A 23,393-nucleotide genomic window follows, 5' to 3' on the forward strand; every position below is an offset into this window, starting at 1 on the left:
TCAGGCAACATCAACGCGCAAAGCATGGTCTTTGATGTTGCAAGTTACCAAACAAAAAATGCCCGGGAATACCCGGGCATTTTTTGGCCTATACGCGCGGTAGTGTTACCGACTTTCAGCTAAAGAAGCTTTTCACCCTGTCTTTCCACGAGTCGCTTTTGGGTGAATGCTTTTCTCCCCCCTGCGACAACGAGGCTTCGAATTGACGCAAAATTTTCTTTTGCTCTTCGTTCAGACGAACCGGGGTTTCGACCACGATGTGGCAATACAAATCACCCGGGTAGCTGGACCGGACCCCTTTAACCCCCTTGCCGCGCAAACGGAAGGTTTTACCCGTTTGCGTGCCTTCGGGAATGGAAATTGAGCCTTTGCCCGACAGCGTGGGTACTTCCATTTCGCCACCCAATGCCGCCGTGGTGAAGGGCAGCGTCAGCTCGCAGTGCAGGTCTTCGCCATCGCGCTGGAATATAGCGTGCGGCTTAAGGTGGATTTCGACGTAAAGATCACCGGGTGGGCCACCATTGACGCCGGGTTCACCGTTGCCGGCCGAACGAATACGCATGCCGTCATCGATACCCGCCGGGATCTTGACCTGCAGGGTTTTATTTTTACGAATACGACCCACGCCGTCGCAAGCCACGCAAGGGTCTGTGATTTCCTGGCCGCTGCCATGGCATGTCGGGCAGGTTTGCTGGACACTGAAAAAGCCCTGCTGCATGCGCACGGCCCCGTTGCCGCCACAGGTGTGGCAGGTTTGCGGCTTGGTACCCGGCTTGGCGCCCGAGCCTTTGCAGGTTTCGCAATTTTCCCAACTAGGCACCCGGATTTCAGTATCAAAACCGTTGGCGGCCTGTTCGAGCGTGATATCGAGCGTGTATTTAAGGTCGGCGCCCCGATACACTTGCGGGCCGCCACGACGGCCACCACCGCCGCCACCGAAAATTTCGCCAAAGATATCGCCGAACGCATCGGCAAAGCCGGCGCCACCCATGCCGCCCATGCCACCGCCGCCGGCTGCATTCGGGTCAACACCGGCATGGCCAAAGCGATCGTAGGCGGATCGCTTCCCTTCGTCACTCAGGATTTCGTAGGCTTCTTTGACCTCTTTGAACTTTTCCTCGGCTTCTTTGCTGTCCGGATTACGGTCAGGGTGGTACTTCATCGCGAGTTTGCGATAAGCCTTTTTCAGTTCGTCATCAGTCGCGTTCTTGCCTACGCCCAGAACTTCGTAAAAGTCGCGTTTTGCCATAATTTTCTAAGTGCGTCGCACGACGCGTATCTTGTACATGAATAAGAATGCCCGATTTCCGGCAAACACCAGAAACCGGGCCTTAATCAATAAGAGTTGACCTTATTGATCGCGCTTGACTTCTTTGAAGTCTGCGTCGACGACATCGTCGTCGGCCGGCTTATCGGTGGCCCCTTCGGCGCCACCTTGAGCTGCGGCCTTGGCCTGCATGTCGGCGTACATCTTCTCACCCAGTTTTTGAGCTGCCGTCGTCAAGGCCTCGACTTTGGCGTCGATAGCTTCCTTGTCACCGTCTTTCAAGACCTCTTCGAGATCTTTAATGGCGGTTTCAATAGCCTGCTTCTCGGCGTCATCAAGCTGGCTGCCGTACTCTTCAAGCGATTTGCGTGTCGAGTGAATCAGGCTTTCGGCCTGGTTGCGGGCAATGGCCAGCTCTGCAATACGATGGTCTTCTTCGGCATGCGCCTCGGCGTCCTTCACCATACGCTCGACTTCTTCATCGCTCAGACCAGAATTGGCCTTGATGGTGATTTTGTTCTCTTTGCCTGTGCCCTTGTCTTTGGCAGACACATGCAAAATACCGTTGGCGTCGATGTCGAAGGTAACCTCGACCTGAGGCACACCACGCGGTGCGGGCGGAATGCCCTCGAGGTTGAATTCGCCCAGCGCCTTGTTACCGGCAGCAATTTCACGTTCGCCCTGGAAAACCTTGATGGTCACAGCCGGCTGGTTGTCGTCAGCGGTCGAGAACACTTGCGAGAACCGGGTAGGAATCGTCGTGTTCTTGTTGATCATCTTGGTCATCACGCCGCCCAGGGTTTCGATACCCAGTGACAGCGGGGTAACGTCGAGCAGCAGAACGTCTTTACGATCACCAGACAACACCGAACCCTGAATGGCAGCGCCTGCAGCAACGGCTTCGTCGGGGTTGACATCTTTACGTGGGTCGCGGCCGAAGAACTCTTTGACCTTTTCCTGCACTTTGGGCATGCGGGTCATACCGCCGACCAAAATAACGTCGTCGATTTCAGATACCTTGACGCCTGCATCTTTGATGGCGATACGGCAAGGATCGATGGTACGTTCGATCAGCTCTTCAACCAAAGCCTCGAGCTTGGAGCGCGAGATTTTAAGCGCCAGGTGCTTAGGACCGGAAGCGTCGGCCGTGATGTACGGCAGGTTGATTTCGGTTTGCTGGGTCGAGGACAGTTCGATTTTTGCTTTTTCAGCGGCTTCTTTAAGGCGCTGAAGCGCAAGCACATCTTTGGACAGATCAACGCCGCTTTCTTTTTTGAACTCGTCGATGATGTAGTCGATGATGCGCTGGTCGAAGTCCTCTCCGCCCAGGAAGGTGTCGCCGTTGGTCGACAACACTTCGAACTGTTTCTCGCCGTCGATGTCAGCGATTTCGATGATAGATACGTCGAACGTACCACCGCCAAGGTCGTAAACCGCAATCTTGCGGTCGCCCTTTTCGGTTTTGTCCATACCAAACGCCAGTGCAGCGGCGGTCGGCTCGTTGATAATGCGCTTGACTTCAAGACCAGCAATACGGCCGGCGTCTTTGGTCGCCTGGCGCTGGCTGTCGTTGAAGTAAGCAGGCACTGTAATAACGGCTTCGGTCACCTCTTCGCCAAGGTAATCTTCGGCGGTTTTTTTCATTTTGCGCAGCACGTCGGCCGACACCTGAGGTGGCGCGAGCTTCTTGCCTTGCGCCTCAACCCATGCATCGCCGTTGTCGGCTTTGACGATCTTGTAAGGCATCAGGTCGATGTCTTTTTGTACGGCTTTTTCTTCAAACTTACGGCCGATCAGACGTTTGACGGCGTAAAGCGTGTTGGCAGGGTTGGTGACTGCCTGGCGCTTGGCGGGTGCACCCACCAGAATCTCGCCGTCTTGCATGTAAGCCACGATAGAAGGCGTGGTACGGGCGCCTTCAGCGTTTTCGATGATTTTGACCTTGCCGCCATCCATGACTGCCACGCAGCTGTTGGTGGTACCCAGGTCGATGCCAATAATCTTGCCCATAATATATAGCCCTGAAAAATTCGAAATTAGTAAAAATCAGCTTGATGTCGAGTAATTGGGGCCTGATAACACCTTTTCAAGGCGACGCCCCAATTTTTTTTACTTGCCCGAAGACACCGTAACCAACGCAGGCCGCAAGACGCGGTCGGCAATGGTGTACCCCTTCTGGAGGGTTTGCACAATGCTCCCTTCGGGGAAGTCGGACGGAATCGACGAAATGGCTTGATGCACGTTGGGGTCGAATTTGTCGCCAGGAACAGGCGCTACATCTTTCATGAGGTTACGCTCGAACGCGGACACCAGTTGCTTGAGTGTGGCCTCGACACCTGCACGCCAGGCATCGGGCGTTTGGTCAGGCAATGCAAGCGCGGCCTCAAGGCTGTCTTTGACAGGCACCAGGCTCTCGGCAAACGACTCAGTGCCGAACTTGCGAGCTTTGGCAACGTCATCCTGTGCACGGCGGCGAATATTTTCGACCTCGGCTTTGGCGCGCAAAAGCTCATCGTGGTATTGGGCGACCTGGGCCTGAGCGGCCTCGAGCAAAGCGGCCAAATCATGGTCTGCACCCTCGGCGCCTAGAGGCTCGTTCGATTCGAGCTGCTCGGAAGTGTCCGTTGCCGGATTTTCGTCTTTGGGATCAAGGGGCTGCTGGTTCGTCGACATAGTTAAAGCTCTCCACTTCAAGTGATTCAATTCAATGCAAATGGGGGCACTCGCCCCCATTTCAAGACCAGAAATAGCTTTGTACAAAGTGCGCAGGCGATTAGCCCCGCCGAGGGTTAGCCATGTGCCGGCGACCGCCCCTTTTACAACCAGCCCTGCAGATGCTGCTTGACCAGGCCGGTCAGGCCGCGCGCCCAGGTTTCGTCATCGTTGAGGCATTCGATATAACGGAACTGTTCGCCGCCTGCATGTAAAAACGCCTCTTGACACTCCACCTGGATTTCCTCGAGCGTCTCGAGACAATCGGCCAGAAAACCCGGACACATGACATCGACCCGGCGCACCCCTTGTTCAGCCCAGGCCTTGAGGGTGGGCTCGGTATAGGGCTGCAACCATTTCTCGGCGCCAAACCGGCTTTGAAACGACACATGCACCAAATGGCCGTCTTCGCCCAGACATTCACGCAGCGCTGCTGCCGTGTCCATGCAGTCGCGATGATAAGGATCACCCTGATTGATGGTGCGCTGGGGCAAACCATGAAAACTCAACAACAGACGCTGGGGCTTACCTTGCGATTGCCACAGTGCGCGAACCTTGTCGGCCATGGCTTGAATATAGGCGGGCAACGTCGGGTAACGTTTCACAAAGCGCAGTTCGGGCTGATTACGCAAGCGCGCCGCATAAGTGCACACTGCATCAACCGCCGTGGCGGTAGTACTGGCCGCATACTGCGGATACATGGGCACTGTCAGGATGCGCTCGCACCCTTTGGCTCGCAGGGCTTCGATACCCTGCACCACGGAAGGGTTGCCGTAGCGCATAGCCAGGACCACGTGCACGTCGTGCCCCTGCTCGGTTAACAGGTCTTGCACTCGGTCGGCCTGTACCTGGCTGTACACCGTAAGCGGTGAGCCGTTTTCGAGCCAAATACCGGCATAACGCGGCACCAGCTTACGGGGCCGGATACGCAAAATAATGCCCTGCAAAATAAATTGCCAAATCCATTGCGGAATTTCGATGACGCGCGGGTCGGACAGAAACTCGGACAGATACCGGCGGATGGCGGGCGCTGTCGGTGCATCGGGCGTACCCAGATTGACCAGCAGAACGCCGACGGGGCCATCGGCGCGCGCCGGCGGGTTCGGATCAAGGCCATGAGGATCGGGCGTTTCGGGCAGATAACGAGACGGCAAAAAACTGGACATGAAAGGCCTTGAAAGAATCGGGGTCAGGAGGTGTTGTGGCTAAGCGCGTTTGAGAGCAGGCGCGCCGTGATGTCGACGATGGGAATGACGCGATCGTAGGCCATACGGGTAGGCCCGATCACACCCAGAGTGCCGACGATTTTACCGTCGATACCATAGGGTGCTGTAATAACCGAGACGTCTTCTAGCGGGACAAGCTGTGAATCGCCGCCGATATAAATTTGCACACCATGGGCGCGGCTGGAGACATCGAGCAACTGCAACAGATCGGTTTTTTTCTCGAAAAGCGCAAACATGCGACGCAAGCGATCCATGTCTGACGCGATGTCGGAAATATCGAGTAATTTGCTTTCGCCGGAAATCACCACGCCGTCATCACTGCCGTCAGACGCCGTACCCGCCTCAACCGCCTGTTGCATCAGACGCGAAATATCTTCTTTAAGCGATGACAACTCGTTGGTAATGGCCTCGCGGACTTCATAAAACGACCGGCCTGCAAAATGCGCATTAAAGAAATTACTGGCTTCGGTCAGCTCTTGGTCGAGGTAATCGCGCTGAACAAACAAAATGCGGTTTTGTACGTCACCGTCCGGTGTCACGATGATCAGCAGAACGCGCTTGTCGGAAAGACGGATGAATTCGATTTGCCGAAATACTTGCGAGCGCTTTGGGGCCAGCACCACACCGGCAAAGCGGGTAAGGTTAGACAACAAATTCGCCGCAGCATTAACGGCTCGTGTCGGCTCGGATGCCGGCAACATCTCGCGTATCTGGCTGGGTTGCAAAACCTCGAAGCGTTGCGTCGCCAGCAGACGATCGACAAACAGACGGTAGCCTCGCGGGGTTGGCACCCGCCCGGCCGACGTATGCGGGCTATGGATAAGCCCCAGCTCTTCGAGGTCGGCCATGACATTACGAATGGTGGCCGGGGACAGCTCGAACATTTTTGAAAGTGTGCGCGACCCCACGGGTTGACCATCGGCAATATAACGCTCGATGAGTGCCTTGAGCAGGGCTTTGGCTCTGTCGTCCATGTCCATGTTTAAACCTTACGCCTCCGGAAGACAAAGTTGTCGTTCCGGGTACAACAACAAACGCTTGTGGAACATATAATAAATTTATCTGAACCCAAACATCATAAACAAGGTATCGGCACAATGCATTTCAAAACTGTAGCGTTGGTCGGGCGCTACCAGGACAGCGGACTTGACGCCCCGCTGCGCGAACTGGCCGCGACCCTCGAAAAAGCAGGGTGCCGCGTTCTTGTCGAAACCGATACTGCCGTCAATACCGGAGTTACCGAATACGCTGTCGCGTCCTACGCCGAAATCGGCGGCCAGGCCGACCTGGCCGTTATTATGGGCGGCGACGGCACCATGTTGGGTGCGGCCCGCATGCTGGCGCGGGCCCATGTACCGCTTATCGGCATCAACCACGGCCGACTAGGGTTTATTACCGACATCCCGCTGCAGTCGGCAGCCGCCGCTTTAACACGCGTCATCGAGGGCAACTTCAATATCGAAGAGCGCATCTTACTTGAAGGCCGGGTCATGCGCGGCGACCAGATCATGTTTTCGGGGGTTGCCCTGAACGACGTCGTCATCAATCGCGCCGGCCGCGGGGGCATGATCGAACTGGGCGTCGAGCTCGATGGCAACCTGATGTACAACCAACGCGCCGACGGGCTGATCATCTCTACCCCGACGGGCTCCACCGCTTACGCGCTGTCGGCCAACGGCCCCATTTTGCACCCGCAACTGCGCACCATGCTTTTGGTACCGGTCGCACCGCAAACATTGTCAAACCGGCCCATCGTCATCCCCGACAGCGGCGTACTCAGCATCACCATCACATCGCTCAGCCGCGTCGAATCGGGCGCCAGCGTTCACTTCGATATGCAAACCTGGTCCGAATGCCAAGCCGGCGACCGCATCGAAGTGCGGCGCGCGCAAGATACCATCCGCTTCGTTCACCCAACCGGTTACAGCTTTTTCTCGACGTTGCGGCGCAAATTGCTCTGGAACCAAATGCCCACCCTGTCAGACGAGACCGAATAAACCATGTTGCGATCCCTGAGCCTTACCGATTTCGTCATTGTCGAGCACTCCGAAATCCAATTCGACTCGGGTTTCACAGTGTTTTCAGGCGAGACAGGCGCTGGCAAGTCAATTCTTATCGACGCCCTGTCGCTGGTGCTGGGCGCGCGTGCCGACACCGCTTTTATCCGCGATGGCGCCGACAAGGCCGACATCAGCGCGGTATTTAACGTGCCCAACAACCTGGTCGGCTGGCTGACCGAACACGACCTTGATGCCGACGATACGCTGGTGCTTCGTCGCGTAATCGACCAGCAAGGCAAAAGCCGCGCCTACATTAACGGGGTGCCCGCCACGCTGGGCCAATTACGCGAACTAAGCGAACAATTGGTCGACATCCATGGCCAGCACGCCCACCAAAGCCTGCTCAAACCCGGTAGCCAGCGCGAACTACTCGACACGCAAGGCCGCCACACCGATCTGGTCCAAAATGTGGCGCAAGCTTGGCAGGCCTGGCAAACACTGACCAAACAGCTCGACAATGCGCGCGCACATACCGACATACTTCAAGAAGAACAAAACCGGCTCGAATGGCAAGTCAACGAGCTTGAACAGCTAAGCCTGGCCGACGGGGAATGGGACGCCCTCTCGGCTGAACACAACCGACTGGCTCACGCCCAATCGTTACTTGAAAACGCCACACAGGCTTTAAGCGCATTAGACGACGACACCGCCGGCGCGCATCACATCCTGAACACCGCAGCACATCGGCTGCAAGGCATGCTTCGCCATGACACACAACTCGCCGTAATTTGCGACACCCTCGAATCGGCTCGCATCGCGACTGCCGAGGCCATATCCGACCTGAACAGCTACATCAGCAAGCTCGACCTCGACCCCGACGCCCTGCAGCAAGCCGAGGCGCGAATGTCGGCCATCTTCGACGCCGCTCGCAAATTCCGCGTCGAACCCGACGAGATCCCCGCCCTGGCCACACGCTTGCGTGAACGGCTACACGAAACACAAGCCGGTATCGACCTGGCAGCACTCGAAGCCAAAGCCCAGGCGGCGCACGACCACTACACGGCATGGGCAGCACAGTTGACAACCGCACGTAAAAAAGCTGCCAGCCTCATGGCACCCGCCGTCACTCAAGCCATGCAAACGCTAGCCATGGCCGGCGGGCGCTTCGATGTGGCCATCACCCCTTGCGCGTCTGGCCCTAACGGCAACGAAACCATCGAGTTTTTGGTGGCGGCCCACACCGGCACACAGCCTCGCCCGCTGGCCAAGGTGGCCTCAGGCGGCGAACTGGCCCGGCTGTCGCTGGCGCTGTCAGTCATCGCCAGCCAGGCTGCACGCGTCCCTACACTTATTTTCGACGAGGTCGACAGCGGTATTGGCGGCGGGGTGGCCGAAGTAGTGGGCAAACTGCTTGGGGCCCTGGGCGAACGCCATCAGGTGCTATGCGTCACACACTTGCCCCAGGTAGCGGCTTGCGGCAACCATCACTTCAAGGTCAGCAAGTCTCAGCACAAAGGCAAAACGACCTCGCGCATCGATTTACTCGATAAAAAAGCGCGCATCGATGAGATAGCGCGCATGCTGGGTGGGCTAAGCATTACCGACACTACGCGTCAGCATGCCGCCGAAATGCTGGGGGCCTGAAGCTTATTTTTTCTTCTGGCACGACTCGCAAATACCGTACAGCATCATGGTGTGGCTTTCGAGCGTAAACTTTTTTTGCTCGGCAATCAGGTGCTGACGCTTTTCGATGTCGGGGTCGGTGAACTCGACCACCTTGCCACAGTTGGTGCAGATAAGATGGTCGTGGTGGTCGCCGTCGTTAAGCTCGAAAACGGCCTTGCCCCCATCGAACTGGCTACGCGTTAGAATACCTGCCTGTTCAAACTGCGTCAGCACGCGGTAAACGGTTGCCAGGCCAATATCGATATCTTCTGCGATAAGGGCACGGTAAACGTCTTCGGCGCTTTGGTGGCGTGTGTCTGATTTACGAAAAACATCCAGAATTTTAAGGCGTGGAAACGTTGCCTTAAGACCCATGTTTTTCAGTTCGTTTTGTTCATTCATGTTCGAGGCTCTCGGGCAGGTGGACATTATGCCTTTATCATAACGGTTTTATTCAACCTGAATCACAGGGGCGCTTCGTGCTTACGACTGCTAAACCACTATTTTCAAAGTTGCGCACAGGCTTGGCCGTTGGTGCGCTGGCCCTGACGCTCACCGCATGCGGCGGCACCAAGTGGGGCTTCCCTTACCGGGCCGACGTTCAGCAGGGCAACTGGGTAACTGCCGAGCAAGTCGCGCGACTCGAACCCGGCATGACCCGTGAGCAAGTTCGCTTCATTTTGGGCACACCCACCCTGCAAGACATCTTCCGCAACGACCGCTGGGATTACCCCTACTTCAACAAGCCCGGTTACGGCGAAGAAGAAGAGCGTAAGTTCACTGTCTGGTTCGAAGGCGACGTACTACTGCGATGGGCCGGAGACCAAATGCCCGACCGCCAACCTTTCGAAAAGAGTGATTCGGGCGCCCAATCGGCCGAAGGCGCACCGCAAGACGCCGACGCTGGCAAAGCCGCCATCGAACGCCGGGCTGGCCCCAACACCGAGATCGAGATCAACCCTGAGCGCACGCCGGCTGCCGTGATTCAAAGCCAGCCTGTTTCCGAACCTTTACGCTAAGAGACCCCTATGCGCATCGCCATTGCAGGATCCGACGGCCGCATGGGCCGCATGCTGATCGAAGCTGTCATTAATTCGCCCGACCTGACGCTCGCCGTTGCGCTCGACCGCGCCGGTTCGGCCTGCATAGGCCAAGACGCCGGTGGCTTTCTGGGCCACACGACGGGCGTGCACATTACCGACGACCTCGACGCATTAAGTCACGCCGACTGTCTCATCGACTTCACGCGCCCAGAAGGCACACTTACCCACCTCGAGGCATGCGTCAAACATAAGGTCAAGTGCGTTATCGGCACAACAGGCTTCGATATCGCGGGTAAGCAGGCCATTCAGGCTGCAAGTCAAAAAACAGCCATTGTGTTCGCCCCAAACATGAGCGTAGGCGTCAACGCGACGCTCAAATTGCTGGACATGGCAGCGCGCCTGCTCAATAGTGGCTACGACGTCGAAGTCTTCGAAGCCCATCATCGCAACAAAGTCGACGCGCCTTCGGGCACCGCGTTAGCTATGGGCGAAACTGTTGCCCGGGCTTGGGGCGAGAAGCTAGACGATATCGCCGATTGGGCGCGCCACGGGCATACCGGCGCACGTGAAGACGGCCGCATTGGTTTTTCGGTCATGCGCGGCGGCGATATCGTGGGTGACCACACGGTGTTTTTTTGCGGTGCCGGCGAGCGCATCGAGATCTCACATCGCTCTAGCAGCCGAACCACCTACGCCCAAGGCAGCCTGCGTGCCGCACGTTACCTGGCGCGTAAAGAGTTCGGCCTGTTCGACATGCAAGACGTGCTCTCTAGTTGATCAGAACAGGCATTACCCAATAAAACACAAAGCTTGCCGGCCTACCGCCTGGAGGCCGGCAATCAAGCACACAACACGGGCTCTTGCTCTAACCTTACCCCAAAGCGGGCGTAAACATCGGCGCAAATATTCTGCGCCAACGTCAGCAACTCTGCAGACGTCGCCCCACCAAAATTAACCAATACAAGCGCTTGCCGGTCGTGCACACCCACCGCACCCTGGCGGCGCCCTTTCCAGCCAGCACGATCAATCAGCCAGCCGGCCGCCAGCTTAAAGGTGCCGTCAGGCTGCGGGTAACCAACCAGGTCAGGGAAGCCAGCCCTCAGGCCTTCCCAAACCGACGCCTCAACCACCGGATTTTTAAAGAAACTGCCTGCATTGCCCAGCACCGCCGGGTCGGGCAATTTGCTTTGCCTGATAGCGCAAACTGCATCAAATACCTGTCGGGGCGTCAACTGCCCCGATGCAGCCATTTCGCGACATGTCGATAAATCGGGGTACGACAATTGCGGTACCCAAGGCTTGGGCAAACGAAACCGAACCCGTGTAATCAGCCACCGGCCCGCGGGCTGGCGTTTAAAAAAACTGTCTCGATAGGCGAACTCGCACTCGCTCCGCGAAAACACCCGACTTTTGCCCTGCTGAATGTCCCAGGCGTGCACCTGGTCGATGCGCGTATCGAGTTCAACGCCATAGGCACCAATATTTTGTACGGGCGCGGCCCCGACAGTGCCGGGTATAAGCGCAAGGTTCTCAAGGCCGGCCCAGCCATTTTCCAGACATTTGCCTACAAAGTTATGCCAGGTCTCACCGGCCTGGGCTTCAACCAGCCAAGCATCCGGCGTATCCGCGATCAGGGCAATACCTTGGGTTTGCGTACAAATTACCAACCCGGACAATTGCGGCGCCAGCACCACATTACTCCCGCCCCCCAGCACCAAGGCGTGGTCGTAAGCAGTTGCCAACCGAGTCAGCGCGGGCAATTGGGCCTCGTCGGTAAAGACAACGCAAGCGGAGGCATGCGACACCAACCCCAACGTATTCATGGAAGAAAGATCTTTGGGTTCGACAGACAAAGACATGAGTAAGTCTCGTAGACACAAGCGGGCGAAAGACAGCTATTACACCATGACCCAATAATGACCGACGCGACGACGGAAATTTTGGCCGCATCAACCCATTTGCGCACAAATTTAATTTTGTGTTATTATTTTGGTCTTGCCAGAAACAAAGCAGCTTTTAAAGCCTAGACGAAAGTGAAGCCATAAAGTTGAATAAGGCAAGCGCAAAAAGTGTAGCAGTTAGCAGCAAACGCAGTGTAATAACTGCGATGACATAACCTGAAACGCAAGGCAGCTGTCTTAACCCAGCATGTAGTAGCCAAGCAATTTGTGATGCAGTAAAAATTTAAAAACAAGTTAAAAAAAACGGTTTTTAAGTTTGCAAAACAAAAAAAACAGGTTATAATGCAAAGCTTCCTGGGGCTAGCAAGCCAACAGGAAAACACTGAAAAGTGCGCACCACGCGGGAATAGCTCAGTTGGTAGAGCGCAACCTTGCCAAGGTTGAGGTCGCGAGTTCGAGACTCGTTTCCCGCTCCAAATACCAAAAGGGAAGCCCACAAAGCTTCCCTTTTTTACGTACAATTTAGTACGTTTCGGCGCAATGGCAGAGTGGTTATGCAGCGGATTGCAAATCCGTGTACCCCGGTTCGATTCCGAGTTGCGCCTCCATCCCCCCCTCCCCTATTTCGGCCTGCCCATGGATGACCTCGTTCGTGCCGCAATGGCTCGCTGGCCAGACGTCCCCGACGTTTTCGGCTGGCTGTCTTTAACCCGCAACGGCCAATGGCGTCTGCACCCCACGGGTAACGCGCTAGCCCCAGACGATGGCGACCCAGATCCCGAGGGCGAATCCATCAGCAACCCGCAAATTACGAGTTTCATCAGCCGCAACTACATGACTGACGACAGCGGGCGCTGGTATTTTCAGAATGGGCCGCAAAAAGTTTATGTCCGGCTCGATGCTGCACCGTTAATACTGCGCATCGACAACAACAACAGCAGCCTTCAAGCACACACCGGCACTGTGGTCGACATCGTTAGCAGCTGGTGGCTCGACGATGAAGGGCACCTTTACGCACAAACCAACCTGGGCCCAGGTCTCATTGTCGGACGCGACTTGCCAGCGGTCATCGACACCCTTCACACCCCCGAAGGGCAGCCGCTGTCAGACGCGCTTGAAGCCACCACTGTAGATTCCATCGTCGTGGCACCCGCACTTGCCGCCTCCCAGACACAGCCTGCCTCGCTGCACTTTTGCGCAGCAAACCATATCGAAACACTTCTGGGTTTTGTGCGCCGACCTGCATTACGCTATGCTTAGGCGCAATGCTTAAAGCTTCGCAACACAGAAAAGAATAATTTCTTATGGCCACCCAACCCGCATCATCGTTTTACTTCCCCGCGCCGCGCGCACAAAAGTTTTGTAGCCAATGCGCCGCGCACATTACCTACCTGACACCGCCCGACGACAACCGGTTGCGGGCCGTATGCGAAAGTTGCGGCGCGGTTCATTACCAGAACCCGCGCAATGTCGTCGGGGTGCTGCCAATATGGGAAGACAAAATATTGCTGTGCCGGCGCGGCATAGAACCGCGCTATGACAAATGGACCTTACCCGCTGGTTTCATGGAGCTGGGCGAAACCACAGCCCAAGGCGCCATGCGGGAAACCCAGGAAGAGGCTGGCGCCCAGATCGAACTAGGGCCGCTGTACACCGTTATCGATGTGCCACACGCCGAACAGGTACATTTCTTTTATCTTGCGCACGTACTCAGTCCCGAACTGGCTCCCGGGCCCGAGAGCCTCGAGGCCCGCTTCTTTACCGAAGATGAAATCCCCTGGCCCGAACTCGCGTTCCGTACGGTGATCACAACACTCGAACACTACCTCGAAGACAAAAAACGCGGCCACTTCAAGCCCGGAGCGCATCCGCCGGTGCACTACTACGAAGTTTCGCTCCCAAAACGCGACTACTAATCCACGCTCGTCCTTCCGGCATGACAGTTTTACCCTGGGTTGGGCCGCACGACCCGCTACCTGACCCACACCATGCACAACCCGACGGCCTGCTGGCCGCCGGTCTCGACCTCGGCCCCGCACGCCTCGAGGCCGCCTATCGCAAAGGCATTTTCCCCTGGTTCAACGAAGGCGACCCGGTCTTGTGGTGGAGCCCAGACCCACGCATGGTGCTAGCTTGCTGCGATCTGATCGTTTCGCACTCCATGGCCAAGAAGCTACGGCAGCTCAAGCGCTCTGAATCGATTGACGCCTCTGGCCTGCAGATTCGCGTCGACACCGCCTTCAACCAAGTCATAGACGCCTGCAGCGCTCCCAGACAAGGACAGCCCGGTACCTGGATTTCACCGCAAATCAAGGCGGCCTATGGCGCGCTGCACGACCAAGGCAAAGCCCACAGCATCGAAACCTGGCTTGATGGCAAGCTGATAGGCGGCTTGTACGGCGTCAGTTTGGGCGGTTTCTTTTTTGGCGAGTCCATGTTCAGCCTCGCACCAGACGCCTCGAAACTTGCGCTGGTGTACTTAACCGGCTTTTTAAAATGCCACGGGGTCGAACACATAGACTGCCAGCAAGAAACTCCACATCTGGCCAGCCTGGGTGCCAAACCCGTGCCCAGGGCTGTCTTTATGAGCTGGCTGAGCACAGCCCTTAACCGCCCACCGCCGCCTTGGCGCTCTGGCACGCTATTACAAAACGGTACGATTGCACCATTGCCCTGAAAGCACCGATAATGAACGGGCAAACAACCCCGGTGCCCTGTCATGAGCCGTCCTACCGACCCCCATTGTCAAACGCTTCAGTTTTACGCCACGGCAGCTTACCCGTGCAGCTACCTCGAGGGCCGCAACGCGCGCTCTCAGGTTGCCGCCCCCAATCATCTGATCGACACCACGCTATACAGCCGCTTGGTCGAACAAGGTTTTCGTCGCAGCGGCATTTTTACGTATCGCCCACACTGCGATCAATGCCAGGCCTGCAGGCCCATTCGTGTCGACGTCAATAATTTTGTGCCAACACGCACGCAAAAACGTGTCTGGAAGCGGCATGCTGCGCTAACGGCCAGCGTCCTTCCGCTTGAGTTTCACCCAGAGCACTACCAGCTTTACCAACAGTACATCGGGACGCGACACGCCAATGCAGGCATGGATGACGACAGCGAAGCCCAGTACACCCAATTCTTGCTCAGCAGCCGGGTAGACACCGCACTGGTCGAATTCCGCACCCCCGAAAACGAACTGAAAATGGTGTCGATCATTGACGTGCTGGACACGGGTTTATCAGCCGTCTACACCTTTTTTGACCCCTCCGCCCCAGGCAGTCTGGGGACATACGGCGTACTTTGGCAAGTCGAGCATTGCCGTGAATTGGACCTGCCCTGGCTTTACCTGGGGTACTGGATTCATGAAAGCCGTAAAATGGCGTACAAATCTGTTTTTCGCCCCCATCAAATCTACGTCAACGGCGTTTGGGCCACCCCCGAACCCTTGGCCGGCTGAGCCATGTCATTACTCTTTAACGCCTACTCGTTTACCCGCCCTGCCCTCTTTTCACTAGACGCCGAACACGCACACGAACTCACGCTGTCGTCTTTGCAAAAGGCCTACGACTGCAGCTTCACCAGGCGCCTCATGCATAGCGCGCCCAGTCTGCCTACGCAACTCATGGGCTTGCAACTGCGTAACCCTGTCGGGCTGGCGGCAGGGCTAGACAAAAACGGAGCGCACATCGACGCCCTTGCAAACCTTGGTTTTGGCTTTATCGAGGTGGGCACCGTAACGCCCAAGCCCCAAGACGGCAACCCGAAGCCACGCATGTTTCGCTTGCCAGCCGCCAATGCACTCATCAACCGACTGGGGTTCAACAATCGCGGGCTCGATGTCTTCCTACAGAACGTGCAGCGCAGCCAGTGGCGCCAACAGGGCGGCATTGTAGGGCTCAATATCGGCAAAAATGCCGCCACACCCATTGAGCGCGCCGTTGACGACTACCTGATCGGCCTGGAAGGTGTGTACCCGCATGCTGACTACGTTACCGTAAATATTTCGTCTCCGAACACTCAGAACCTGCGAGCCCTGCAAGGGCAAGACGAACTGGGTGGTCTTCTGTCAGCACTGGCCGACAAGCGCAAGGCGCTTGAAGACCAGCATGGCAAACGCGTGCCTCTGGTGGTAAAAATTGCCCCTGACTTATCTACCGAACAGGTTGATGTCATTGCAGACGTGCTGGGTCGCCATGGCGTTGACGGCGTCATTGCAACCAACACAACACTGTCGCGCGATGCCGTGAAAGGCCAACCGCATGCCGAAGAGAACGGCGGCTTGTCGGGCCCGCCGGTTCACGCCTTGTCGCTGGCTGTCATTCGTCGCCTGCGCGAACAATTGGGTCCGCAATTTGCCATTATTGGCGTTGGCGGTATTGGCAGCGGGCGTCAGGCCGTCGAAAAGATACAGGCGGGCGCAAACGCCATCCAGCTTTATACCGGTCTGATCTATCGCGGCCCCGCACTTATCGGCGAATGCGTACGTAGCTTGTCAACGCTCAATAAATAAACACATCGGGCGTTACGCTGCTTCTGCCGAAACAAGTTTTTCGGCACTGCTTTGTACTGCACCGCCCATCCGGCTTCGCCATGAAAAACACCCCAAAGGTTGGATGTGTGTCCAACTTTTGGGGTGCAGTTCAAAGGCAGACTGCTTTTAGCGGGCAAAGCACACTAAAGGCATCTTACCAGCAAGCATACCGGCCGAAACCCGCCCGGCAGCCTGCCGCTTGTATTACGAGGCGCGGCGCGTACGAGGCGTGGCCGACTTAACCACTTCAGCGGCTTCAGATGCGGCCTTGAAGGTGGCGTTGGTGGCTGCCGTGATGTTCGACTCGGCTGCTTCGCTGGCTTGCTTGGCTGCTTTGGCAACAGTTTCGTAGGCTGTGTTGGCCGAGGCCACCGACGACTTCAGCAAAGCAATGGCGCCTTCGGTGCCAGTAGGTGCATTTTTTGCCAACTGGTCGATGGTGTCATGCATTTGCTTCTGACTATGGGCCAGTTGCTCTTCAGCAAGGCGTGCCAAATCGGACTGAACCGAAGACATAATGTCGTAGACGTGCTTGCCATAGGCCAGCGCCTTGTCGGCGTTAGGCTGTACCAGGCCCGACGTAAAAGCTGCCGCTTCTTGAGGGTCTTTAACGTCGATAGCTTCTTGCGATTTCTGAGCAACGTCTTCAAACGTTGCCTTCATCACTTTGAGGTTCAGATCAACCAGTTTTTCGAAGCCGCCGAAGATCGAACCCTGAGCAGCCAGGATCTTGTCAAGCGAGGCTTTCTGGTTGGCAAAAATTTGTTGGGGAATTGCGCTCATGGTGTTTTCCTTTAAATAAGGGTTATGCTGCGTTGCACAAAAACAATTTAACCCTTTAAAAACAACATGTCAATGAATTTTTTATTGCAGTGCAATAATTTTGGAACAGGCTTTTTCAGCGTCCGCTGATTGGCCCACCCTCAAAGCCCAACGCTTCAGAAATGCTGCTGGCCGTCTTGAGCAAAACATCAATCCATTCGTCGCGCATGCGCTCGGCAGGCGCCGAAATTGACAACCCCGCCTGCAAATTACCGGCATCATCGTAGATACCGGCCGCGATGCAACGGACCCCTAGTTCGAGTTCTTCGTTGTCGCGTGAATAACCGGTGCGACGCACCAGGGCGAGCTCTTTTTCAAGCTTGTCGGCCTGAGTAATACTGTTGGGCGTCGCGCCGGTGAGCCCGGTACGCATAATGTATGCCTTGATCTGACGCGAATCGCTGGCCGATAAAAACAGTTTTCCGGTAGACGTCAGGTGTAAGGGCGCACGCCCACCAATTGCACGCACCACCTGCATACCCGACCGCTCGCTCCAGGCGCGCTCGATATAAACGATCTCGTCATTTTGCTGCACCGACAAATTAACGGTTTGCCCGGTCAGTTTATGCAACGCACGCATCGGATCCAGGGCCACCTCTCGCACACTCAGGCGCCCTTTAACCAGCGAACCTAGCTCGAGCAAACGCATGCCGAGACGATACAGCCCGCTGTCCACCCTTTCGACATAACGCCCCGCAACCAGATCGTTAAGAATGCGATGCGCCGTCGACGTATGCAACCCGGTTTTAGCCGCTAGGTTTTTGAGCGGAACGGGTTCGGCCTGATGCGCCAGTACGTCGAGCAACAGCATGGCACGCTCGAGCACCTGAATGGTGATCGGTGATTCGGAAGGAGCATTTTGGACGGTAGCCCCTGGGCGGGCAGAGAGTTCGGTTCGGGACATGCTTGACTTTGACGCAACGCAACATTCTCATATTATGAAAATAGTTGTCGTTTTGGCAAGATCTTTTTGCCTGTCGTGTGTGGTCCGATAAAAGCGCCCAGGTGCACCAGCTTGCTTCAGCAGAGCCAGCCAGGCGCACCCAATGCCAGAGGGAGGTGTCAGGGCGACAAGGTGCCACCGGCCTCTTGGGCCGCATTCTTCAAAAAGGCCAAAGCCTCGGCCGCGGCGAGGGGTTCGCCTTTGACGCCCAGGTCGATATGCGGTTTACCCTCGCCGCCCATACTGGGCAAACTGAACGCCTTTACGCCGGGCCAACGCGCCTCGAGGGCTTCGAGCGCCGGCGTAATGCGTGATTCAGGTAGCCCGAACACCAGGAAGGAATGCTCGACACGCACCGTCTGGTGATGATACTGGCGGTAACGCGTATCGAGTGTCCATTCGAGCATTGGCCAAGCCATGACCGGAAAGCCGGGCATGAAGGTATGGTTACGAATGAAAAAACCAGGAATCTTGTTGTAGGGATTGGGAACGATTTCAGCCCCTGTTGGAAACACGCCCATTTGCAAACGCTGCTGGTTTTCAGGCAATGACATATCGGCGCTGCCGACGCCATTTTTCTCATTCTCGGCGCAACGTTCGGTAATAAGACGTTCAGCCTCGGGATGCAGGGCAAGGTCAAGCCCCAGCGCCTCAGCGGCCGCCTGACGGGTTTGGTCGTCGGGCGTCGCCCCGATGCCGCCGCAGCTGAAGACAATGTCGTCAGTGGCAAAGCTGCGCTTGAGTACGGCGGCAATACTGGCACGATCGTCGGAGACGAATTCGGCACCCGACAACTGCATGCCCCGCTGCCCAAGAAGCTCGATGACCTTTGAGAAATGCTTGTCTTGCCGACGGCCGGACAAAATTTCGTCGCCCACAATAATGAGGCGTACACGAGGCACAGTAATAGATGTCATTGATTCACCTTTTTTAAAACTTAGACATCGATAACGGTTTCTTGGCGCAACTGACGCAAAGCCTCAAGGCTGAAATGCGCGTACACCAGTGCCGAAAACACCGGCAACACCAGCCAAGCGGGCGGAAACAGATTGATCAATGAAAGAATAAAGCCCATCAGCCAGTACTTGCGGTTATGCCGCTTCCAGATGATGCGGCGCTCGACAGGGCTGGCATGTTCGATGACGGCATCGACACGCAACATACGGGTAAAGGCGAATGCCCACCAAAAAATGGGCAACAAAATCGGAAACGGCGGAAACAGCCAAAGCGGCATGGTCAGCAACCAGCCGATGGCAAAGAGCCCACCGACCCAGACCGCATTCCAAATGCCTAGCGCAGTCGACATTTGCCCTTGCCGAATTAGTCCCCGGTATTCGCGTTGCTCGAGGTGACGCAACACCAGCGGCATGACAAACACGGCAGCAATGACCAACCCCAAAATGCCCGATAGCGGCAGCAAAATGGCTATGGCCAGCAAAGGCACCAGGTAGGCTTGCAAAGAAAACAACCCGATGCCGAGCATCCATTGGTCTACCGTAGTCAGTACGCCCCAGTTGGCCGCCTCGCCGCTTAGCCAGGCAGTAAGCGGCGCCCAGAACGCCCACAGCAAAACGATACCGCCCAGCAGCGCAATAATGAAGGGCAAAAATAAAGCAAACAACATTTTGGGGTGCAGCTGCGACACCAGCGCACGCCGAAACGCCTGCCCCACCGACGCCATGCCAGAGACCCGGACGGGCTCGGAGACGTTGGCAACTACACGAGAATCAGACATAGTTTCAGTGACCTTTCAAACATTCGACTATCATAGCTAAAGCCAAAACAATTTGCCCCAGACACACACCCGTTTTTGCCCCTGTTTATGCCCGTTTTCACACTTCCCGACCACATTGACCCGCTAAGAAAGTACTTGGCCGACAGCAGCACAGACACCAGTTTGGTGGCATGTTTTTGTGCTGCCTGGTGCGACACGTGTCGCGACTACGCCCCTGCCTTTGCACAATTGGCAGACAAGTTTCCGCAGTACGTTTTTATCTGGGTGGATATCGAAGAAAACCCCGAGCTGCTCGGGGATGAAGATGTAGAGAACTTCCCGACGTTATTGGTGCAAACTGCCACCGAAAACCGGTTTTTTGGCCCGATGCTGCCACATATTGGTCACCTGGAAAAGCTATTGGCAACCATAAATAGAATGCCCGCCATTAATGGCGGGCCGCCGATGCTGCGCCAAACCCTGATGGCGCAAGCCTGAACACCTGCACTGCGCACCCACAAAGCCAATGCCAAGACACGTGCCTTTGGGCAGAGCGCGGCAAAGCCCACCGGGCTACGCCGACTGACCTAGCGTCCGCCCAGGAGTACGCCCACCTGCTTGCGCACGGCCTTGCCGGGCCCGGCTGACTTGGGCAGCTGGGGCGCTGCTGATACCGACGACGCCACATAGGGCTTGGTGAAGAAGTCATCGACAGGCTTGCGCGACGACATGTCGGCATAAGCCCGGGAAGAACGTTCGCGACCCGACGAGGAGGCGCCTGTCGAGGGACGGCGCGTTGCAGCCTGAACCTGTGCGGGTAGCTCGAGCGTGCCGCGCGGGATCTTGGCTTTGATGAGCTTTTCGATGTCGAGAAGGTAACGCTCTTCGTCAGGGGCAAAAAAAGCAATGGCCTCGCCCGACGCGCCGGCACGGCCCGTACGACCGATACGGTGAACGTAATCTTCGGCGTTGTAGGGCAAGTCATAATTGATAACGCAAGGTACACCTGCCACATCGAGACCACGTGCGGCAACATCGGTGGCTACCAAGACTTCAAGATCACCTGCCTTGAAGGCCTCGAGCGCCTTCATGCGATCGAGTTGGCTTTTATCGCCATGAATCGACTCGGCCTTGACACCATCGCGCTCGAGCAAGCGCGCCAAGCGGCTGGTGCCAATTTTTGTATTTGAAAAAACAATAACCTGGTTAAGCCCGCGCGACTTGACCAGATGAACAACAGCAGCCCGCTTGGCATCGCCTGACAACGGATACGCAATTTGCGTCACGTTTTCGGCGGTGGCGTTGGGTCGCGCGACTTCGATTTCGACCGGCTCTTTAAGCCAAGTGCGACCGAGTTTACGGATTTCGGGGCTGAAGGTTGCCGAGAACAACAAGGTTTGACGACTTTGCGGCAACAAACGAACGATGCGATCGAGGTCGGGCAAGAAACCCATATCGAGCATGCGGTCGGCCTCGTCGAGCACCAGAATACCGACTTGGGCAAGGCTCACGTTCTTTTGCTCGATGTGGTCCAGCAAACGACCCGGGGTAGCAATGACGACTTCGCAACCGCGCCGTAACGCGTCGCGTTGAGGGGCGATATCGACACCGCCAAACACTACCGCCGAGCGCAAAGGAATAGACTCGCTGTAACGCGACACGTTCTCGGCGACCTGGTCTGCCAGCTCGCGGGTAGGCGTAAGAATCAGCGCTCGAACCGGGTGCCGAGCAGGTGAGGCACTGCTATTGGCCAGAGGCATTAAGCGCTGCAATATGGGCAGCGTGAAAGCGGCGGTTTTGCCTGTGCCCGTTTGCGCCGCACCCATGACGTCGCGACCTTGCATGACGACCGGGATAGCTTTGGCCTGGATAGGCGTGGGAACGGTGTAACCCGTTGCGGCGACTGCCTGCAAAATGCCCGGGTGCAAGCCTAGATCGGAAAACGTGATTTGCGGAGTATCGGAGATAATAGTTTCTGTCATTGAATAAGGTTACGCCTGCGCAGGAACACCCCGCCAGACTTTGATAACCCGGGCATTTTAACGCACGTCGTCCCGCAACCCTATGACAGCCCAAAAGGGCCACCCGAAAGTGTCGTTAAATATCCACTACTTAGCCAAGGCAGCAGCTACAACAGCGCCCGTATCACCCAAAACGCCAACATACCCGACACAATAACGGCCACCGTACTGCGCGTGCGCGCATAAACCACTATGGCGACCAACACAGCCAGCAAACGAACATCGACAAAGGCATGAGCCCCTTCTGACCAGGGCAGAATTTCGGGAATAATAATGCCAATAAGCGCGGCGGGTGGCGCATAACGCAATGCGCGACGCACACCCTCGGTTAACGGGATTCGATTACCGAATACAAAATAACCCGCACGAGTAATTAAACTGCACAACGTCAGCAGCCCGATTACCGCCAAAACATAGGTGTCATTATCAGCCATGGCTTACCTTTGCTGAGGCTTGATGCTTTTCAGTCAAAACGCCGGCGACAATGCCGCCAACAACGGCCACAGCAAGGCCCAGACGCAAGGGCAGCGGCTGCCCCAGCCAGGCAATGGTGCCTGCCACCAATATAGAAACCGCCATGGGCATATTTTTGACCAACGGAATCGTAATGCCCAGCAACGCCAGCGTCGCGGCGAACTCTAGCGCCCAGCTTGTTGGCACAACGCCGCCCATGAATATGCCGGCCAACGAGGCCACCTGCCAAGAAATCCAGCCCGGAATAATCAGCCCGAGGTAATACCAGAACTGATGGCGTGTGCCGCGCTTTTTGCTGTCGGCAAAACGCGTCATGAACAAAACAAAACCCATATCGCTTAACCAAAAGCCTAGACCCAGGCGCGAGGGCCAGCGATAGCGCGCAAAAAACGGCTGCATGGCCGCACCAAATATCACGAATCGGATATTGACCACACACGCTGCCGCAAAAATAAGCCATATGGGCGCACCGGCCACGATAAGCGGCAGTGCAGTCAGTTGGGCCGAACCCGCATACACCAACAACGTCATCAGGCTGGCCATGGCTTCAGACATGCCAGCCTTGACCATGGCAATACCAGTCACAAACCCCCACAGGCTGGTTGCCACCATGGTGGGCAGGACCTGACGAAAACCTTCGTTGAAGCTTTTCTGTGCCCGCGCCTTTGACCACGCGTTATAAGTAGATAAAGACCCCATCCGACGCCTCATTACCCTTCGGGCATTTTTTGAAAAATGCCGGGACAACCCTGTAAACCCGCAATCATATACGAGCGCACCCGAATTGTTTTATTTCGCTGAATTGTCGCGGGCTGTTGGTACAATGCAGCCAGTCAAATCATTATCCCAGGACGAATCATGAGCAGTGCCGATACCCCTGCAAAACACAACGATGACGTCATTCTGGTCGGCGCAGCCGACCTGCCTGTTTATTGCCCAGGCCCGAAAGCCCCGCTCTGGTCAATGCACCCGCGCGTTTACATCGAAGTCGCCAAATCGGGCCAGGGCGTTTGCCCCTACTGCAGCGCCACCTACCAGCTCAAGCCAGGCGAACACGTCCACGGCCACTAAGCGTCA

At 56.4% G+C, this 23,393-nt stretch carries 25 protein-coding genes and 2 tRNA genes; 13 read left to right on the forward strand and 14 right to left on the reverse strand.

The window, feature by feature from the left end:
* Positions 1-115: 115 nt before the first annotated feature.
* The 5 genes from dnaJ to hrcA form a co-directional block, all read right to left on the reverse strand.
* Entirely contained in the window at positions 116-1,249 is a 1,134-nt protein-coding gene (gene dnaJ, locus PuT2_RS01295; RefSeq protein ID WP_093969219.1) for a molecular chaperone DnaJ, read from the reverse strand.
* Positions 1,250-1,351: 102 nt separating this feature from the next.
* Positions 1,352-3,277 carry a molecular chaperone DnaK gene (gene dnaK / locus PuT2_RS01300; RefSeq protein ID WP_093969220.1) on the reverse strand — a complete coding sequence of 642 codons (1,926 nt, stop codon included), beginning with the start codon at positions 3,275-3,277 and terminating at the stop codon, positions 1,352-1,354.
* A gap of 99 nt (positions 3,278-3,376) precedes the next feature.
* Positions 3,377-3,940: a nucleotide exchange factor GrpE gene (grpE, locus tag PuT2_RS01305; RefSeq protein WP_093969221.1), complete on the reverse strand. Its 564-nt coding sequence runs from the start codon at positions 3,938-3,940 to the stop codon at positions 3,377-3,379.
* Positions 3,941-4,083: 143 nt separating this feature from the next.
* A complete protein-coding gene (gene hemH / locus PuT2_RS01310) occupies positions 4,084-5,145 on the reverse strand; it encodes a ferrochelatase (protein WP_093969222.1) in 1,062 nt (353 codons plus the stop codon).
* Between the two features lie 23 nt (positions 5,146-5,168).
* Positions 5,169-6,179, reverse strand: a complete 1,011-nt coding sequence (gene hrcA, locus PuT2_RS01315; protein WP_093969566.1) for a heat-inducible transcriptional repressor HrcA — start codon at positions 6,177-6,179, stop codon at positions 5,169-5,171.
* A 123-nt stretch (positions 6,180-6,302) separates the two neighbouring features.
* Between hrcA and PuT2_RS01320 the strand changes: the two genes are divergently transcribed.
* Together PuT2_RS01320 and recN are read left to right on the forward strand one after the other, a co-directional pair.
* Complete coding sequence (locus tag PuT2_RS01320; RefSeq protein WP_093969223.1) at positions 6,303-7,202, forward strand: NAD kinase; 900 nt, start codon at positions 6,303-6,305, stop codon at positions 7,200-7,202.
* Positions 7,203-7,205: 3 nt separating this feature from the next.
* Positions 7,206-8,849, forward strand: a complete 1,644-nt coding sequence (gene recN / locus PuT2_RS01325; protein ID WP_093969224.1) for a DNA repair protein RecN — start codon at positions 7,206-7,208, stop codon at positions 8,847-8,849.
* A gap of 3 nt (positions 8,850-8,852) precedes the next feature.
* Here recN and fur read toward each other — a convergent pair whose 3' ends face one another.
* A complete protein-coding gene (fur, locus tag PuT2_RS01330; RefSeq protein WP_093969225.1) occupies positions 8,853-9,272 on the reverse strand; it encodes a ferric iron uptake transcriptional regulator in 420 nt (139 codons plus the stop codon).
* Between the two features lie 77 nt (positions 9,273-9,349).
* Between fur and PuT2_RS01335 the strand changes: the two genes are divergently transcribed.
* Both PuT2_RS01335 and dapB read left to right on the forward strand, forming a co-directional pair.
* Positions 9,350-9,889 (forward strand): outer membrane protein assembly factor BamE, encoded by a 540-nt coding sequence (locus PuT2_RS01335; RefSeq protein ID WP_371596180.1) that lies wholly within the window; start codon positions 9,350-9,352, stop codon positions 9,887-9,889.
* A 9-nt stretch (positions 9,890-9,898) separates the two neighbouring features.
* Positions 9,899-10,690, forward strand: coding sequence for a 4-hydroxy-tetrahydrodipicolinate reductase (gene dapB / locus PuT2_RS01340; protein WP_093969226.1), 792 nt, complete (start codon positions 9,899-9,901; stop codon positions 10,688-10,690).
* Positions 10,691-10,752: 62 nt separating this feature from the next.
* On the opposite strand, the gene murB is transcribed toward dapB, so the two are convergent.
* Positions 10,753-11,772, reverse strand: coding sequence for a UDP-N-acetylmuramate dehydrogenase (gene murB / locus PuT2_RS01345; protein WP_093969227.1), 1,020 nt, complete (start codon positions 11,770-11,772; stop codon positions 10,753-10,755).
* Positions 11,773-12,214: 442 nt separating this feature from the next.
* Between murB and PuT2_RS01350 the strand changes: the two genes are divergently transcribed.
* The 7 genes from PuT2_RS01350 to PuT2_RS01380 all read left to right on the forward strand — a co-directional run bounded on the left by PuT2_RS01350 (position 12,215) and on the right by PuT2_RS01380 (position 16,321).
* Positions 12,215-12,290, forward strand: a tRNA-Gly gene (locus PuT2_RS01350).
* A 58-nt stretch (positions 12,291-12,348) separates the two neighbouring features.
* Positions 12,349-12,422 (forward strand) — tRNA-Cys (locus tag PuT2_RS01355).
* Between the two features lie 28 nt (positions 12,423-12,450).
* Complete coding sequence (locus tag PuT2_RS01360; RefSeq protein ID WP_093969228.1) at positions 12,451-13,074, forward strand: DUF2946 family protein; 624 nt, start codon at positions 12,451-12,453, stop codon at positions 13,072-13,074.
* Positions 13,075-13,118: 44 nt separating this feature from the next.
* Positions 13,119-13,730: an NUDIX hydrolase gene (locus PuT2_RS01365; RefSeq protein WP_093969229.1), complete on the forward strand. Its 612-nt coding sequence runs from the start codon at positions 13,119-13,121 to the stop codon at positions 13,728-13,730.
* A gap of 20 nt (positions 13,731-13,750) precedes the next feature.
* On the forward strand, positions 13,751-14,491 hold the full coding sequence (gene aat, locus PuT2_RS01370) for a leucyl/phenylalanyl-tRNA--protein transferase (RefSeq protein WP_093969230.1): 741 nt from the start codon (positions 13,751-13,753) through the stop codon (positions 14,489-14,491).
* A gap of 42 nt (positions 14,492-14,533) precedes the next feature.
* Entirely contained in the window at positions 14,534-15,268 is a 735-nt protein-coding gene (locus tag PuT2_RS01375) for an arginyltransferase (protein ID WP_093969231.1), read from the forward strand.
* Positions 15,269-15,271: 3 nt separating this feature from the next.
* Positions 15,272-16,321: a quinone-dependent dihydroorotate dehydrogenase gene (locus PuT2_RS01380; RefSeq protein ID WP_093969232.1), complete on the forward strand. Its 1,050-nt coding sequence runs from the start codon at positions 15,272-15,274 to the stop codon at positions 16,319-16,321.
* Positions 16,322-16,546: 225 nt separating this feature from the next.
* Here the strand turns inward: PuT2_RS01380 and phaP are convergent, their stop codons facing one another.
* From phaP to PuT2_RS01400, 4 genes are all read right to left on the reverse strand, one after another.
* The gene (gene phaP / locus PuT2_RS01385; RefSeq protein WP_093969233.1) at positions 16,547-17,125 is read right to left on the reverse strand and encodes a TIGR01841 family phasin; all 579 of its coding nucleotides are present in this window, start codon (positions 17,123-17,125) and stop codon (positions 16,547-16,549) included.
* A gap of 115 nt (positions 17,126-17,240) precedes the next feature.
* A complete protein-coding gene (locus PuT2_RS01390; protein ID WP_093969234.1) occupies positions 17,241-18,068 on the reverse strand; it encodes an IclR family transcriptional regulator in 828 nt (275 codons plus the stop codon).
* Positions 18,069-18,226: 158 nt separating this feature from the next.
* Positions 18,227-19,024 (reverse strand): molybdopterin-binding protein, encoded by a 798-nt coding sequence (locus tag PuT2_RS01395; RefSeq protein WP_093969235.1) that lies wholly within the window; start codon positions 19,022-19,024, stop codon positions 18,227-18,229.
* 20 nt (positions 19,025-19,044) lie between these two features.
* Entirely contained in the window at positions 19,045-19,788 is a 744-nt protein-coding gene (locus PuT2_RS01400) for an EI24 domain-containing protein (protein ID WP_371596210.1), read from the reverse strand.
* A gap of 141 nt (positions 19,789-19,929) precedes the next feature.
* Between PuT2_RS01400 and PuT2_RS01405 the strand changes: the two genes are divergently transcribed.
* Positions 19,930-20,319 (forward strand): thioredoxin family protein, encoded by a 390-nt coding sequence (locus tag PuT2_RS01405; RefSeq protein WP_093969237.1) that lies wholly within the window; start codon positions 19,930-19,932, stop codon positions 20,317-20,319.
* A gap of 89 nt (positions 20,320-20,408) precedes the next feature.
* Here PuT2_RS01405 and PuT2_RS01410 read toward each other — a convergent pair whose 3' ends face one another.
* The 3 genes from PuT2_RS01410 to PuT2_RS01420 form a co-directional block, all read right to left on the reverse strand.
* Positions 20,409-21,803: a DEAD/DEAH box helicase gene (locus PuT2_RS01410; RefSeq protein WP_093969238.1), complete on the reverse strand. Its 1,395-nt coding sequence runs from the start codon at positions 21,801-21,803 to the stop codon at positions 20,409-20,411.
* A 146-nt stretch (positions 21,804-21,949) separates the two neighbouring features.
* The gene (locus PuT2_RS01415; RefSeq protein ID WP_093969239.1) at positions 21,950-22,276 is read right to left on the reverse strand and encodes an AzlD domain-containing protein; all 327 of its coding nucleotides are present in this window, start codon (positions 22,274-22,276) and stop codon (positions 21,950-21,952) included.
* A complete protein-coding gene (locus PuT2_RS01420) occupies positions 22,269-23,015 on the reverse strand; it encodes an AzlC family ABC transporter permease (protein ID WP_093969240.1) in 747 nt (248 codons plus the stop codon). Before PuT2_RS01420 ends, PuT2_RS01415 begins: the two co-directional genes overlap by 8 nt.
* 159 nt (positions 23,016-23,174) lie before the next feature.
* Between PuT2_RS01420 and PuT2_RS01425 the strand changes: the two genes are divergently transcribed.
* Positions 23,175-23,387 carry a zinc-finger domain-containing protein gene (locus PuT2_RS01425; protein WP_093969241.1) on the forward strand — a complete coding sequence of 71 codons (213 nt, stop codon included), beginning with the start codon at positions 23,175-23,177 and terminating at the stop codon, positions 23,385-23,387.
* The last annotated feature ends 6 nt before the right edge of the window (positions 23,388-23,393 follow it).

The sequence above is a fragment of the Pusillimonas sp. T2 genome, assembly GCF_002236805.1.
Classification (GTDB): Bacteria; Pseudomonadota; Gammaproteobacteria; order Burkholderiales; family Burkholderiaceae_B; genus Neopusillimonas.

Bases quoted from the DNA above. Each gene is read 5' to 3' on its own strand.
- dnaJ (WP_093969219.1), bottom strand. From the start codon at position 1,249: ATGGCAAAACGCGACTTTTACGAAGTTCTGGGCGTAGGCAAGAACGCG.
- dnaK (WP_093969220.1), bottom strand. From the start codon at position 3,277: ATGGGCAAGATTATTGGCATCGACCTGGGTACCACCAACAGCTGCGTG.
- grpE (WP_093969221.1), bottom strand. From the start codon at position 3,940: ATGTCGACGAACCAGCAGCCCCTTGATCCCAAAGACGAAAATCCGGCA.
- hemH (WP_093969222.1), bottom strand. From the start codon at position 5,145: ATGTCCAGTTTTTTGCCGTCTCGTTATCTGCCCGAAACGCCCGATCCT.
- hrcA (WP_093969566.1), bottom strand. From the start codon at position 6,179: ATGGACGACAGAGCCAAAGCCCTGCTCAAGGCACTCATCGAGCGTTAT.
- PuT2_RS01320 (WP_093969223.1), top strand. From the start codon at position 6,303: ATGCATTTCAAAACTGTAGCGTTGGTCGGGCGCTACCAGGACAGCGGA.
- recN (WP_093969224.1), top strand. From the start codon at position 7,206: ATGTTGCGATCCCTGAGCCTTACCGATTTCGTCATTGTCGAGCACTCC.
- fur (WP_093969225.1), bottom strand. From the start codon at position 9,272: ATGAATGAACAAAACGAACTGAAAAACATGGGTCTTAAGGCAACGTTT.
- dapB (WP_093969226.1), top strand. From the start codon at position 9,899: ATGCGCATCGCCATTGCAGGATCCGACGGCCGCATGGGCCGCATGCTG.
- murB (WP_093969227.1), bottom strand. From the start codon at position 11,772: ATGTCTTTGTCTGTCGAACCCAAAGATCTTTCTTCCATGAATACGTTG.
- PuT2_RS01360 (WP_093969228.1), top strand. From the start codon at position 12,451: ATGGATGACCTCGTTCGTGCCGCAATGGCTCGCTGGCCAGACGTCCCC.
- PuT2_RS01365 (WP_093969229.1), top strand. From the start codon at position 13,119: ATGGCCACCCAACCCGCATCATCGTTTTACTTCCCCGCGCCGCGCGCA.
- aat (WP_093969230.1), top strand. From the start codon at position 13,751: ATGACAGTTTTACCCTGGGTTGGGCCGCACGACCCGCTACCTGACCCA.
- PuT2_RS01375 (WP_093969231.1), top strand. From the start codon at position 14,534: ATGAGCCGTCCTACCGACCCCCATTGTCAAACGCTTCAGTTTTACGCC.
- PuT2_RS01380 (WP_093969232.1), top strand. From the start codon at position 15,272: ATGTCATTACTCTTTAACGCCTACTCGTTTACCCGCCCTGCCCTCTTT.
- phaP (WP_093969233.1), bottom strand. From the start codon at position 17,125: ATGAGCGCAATTCCCCAACAAATTTTTGCCAACCAGAAAGCCTCGCTT.
- PuT2_RS01390 (WP_093969234.1), bottom strand. From the start codon at position 18,068: ATGTCCCGAACCGAACTCTCTGCCCGCCCAGGGGCTACCGTCCAAAAT.
- PuT2_RS01395 (WP_093969235.1), bottom strand. From the start codon at position 19,024: ATGACATCTATTACTGTGCCTCGTGTACGCCTCATTATTGTGGGCGAC.
- PuT2_RS01400 (WP_371596210.1), bottom strand. From the start codon at position 19,788: ATGGCGTCGGTGGGGCAGGCGTTTCGGCGTGCGCTGGTGTCGCAGCTG.
- PuT2_RS01405 (WP_093969237.1), top strand. From the start codon at position 19,930: ATGCCCGTTTTCACACTTCCCGACCACATTGACCCGCTAAGAAAGTAC.
- PuT2_RS01410 (WP_093969238.1), bottom strand. From the start codon at position 21,803: ATGACAGAAACTATTATCTCCGATACTCCGCAAATCACGTTTTCCGAT.
- PuT2_RS01415 (WP_093969239.1), bottom strand. From the start codon at position 22,276: ATGGCTGATAATGACACCTATGTTTTGGCGGTAATCGGGCTGCTGACG.
- PuT2_RS01420 (WP_093969240.1), bottom strand. From the start codon at position 23,015: ATGGGGTCTTTATCTACTTATAACGCGTGGTCAAAGGCGCGGGCACAG.
- PuT2_RS01425 (WP_093969241.1), top strand. From the start codon at position 23,175: ATGAGCAGTGCCGATACCCCTGCAAAACACAACGATGACGTCATTCTG.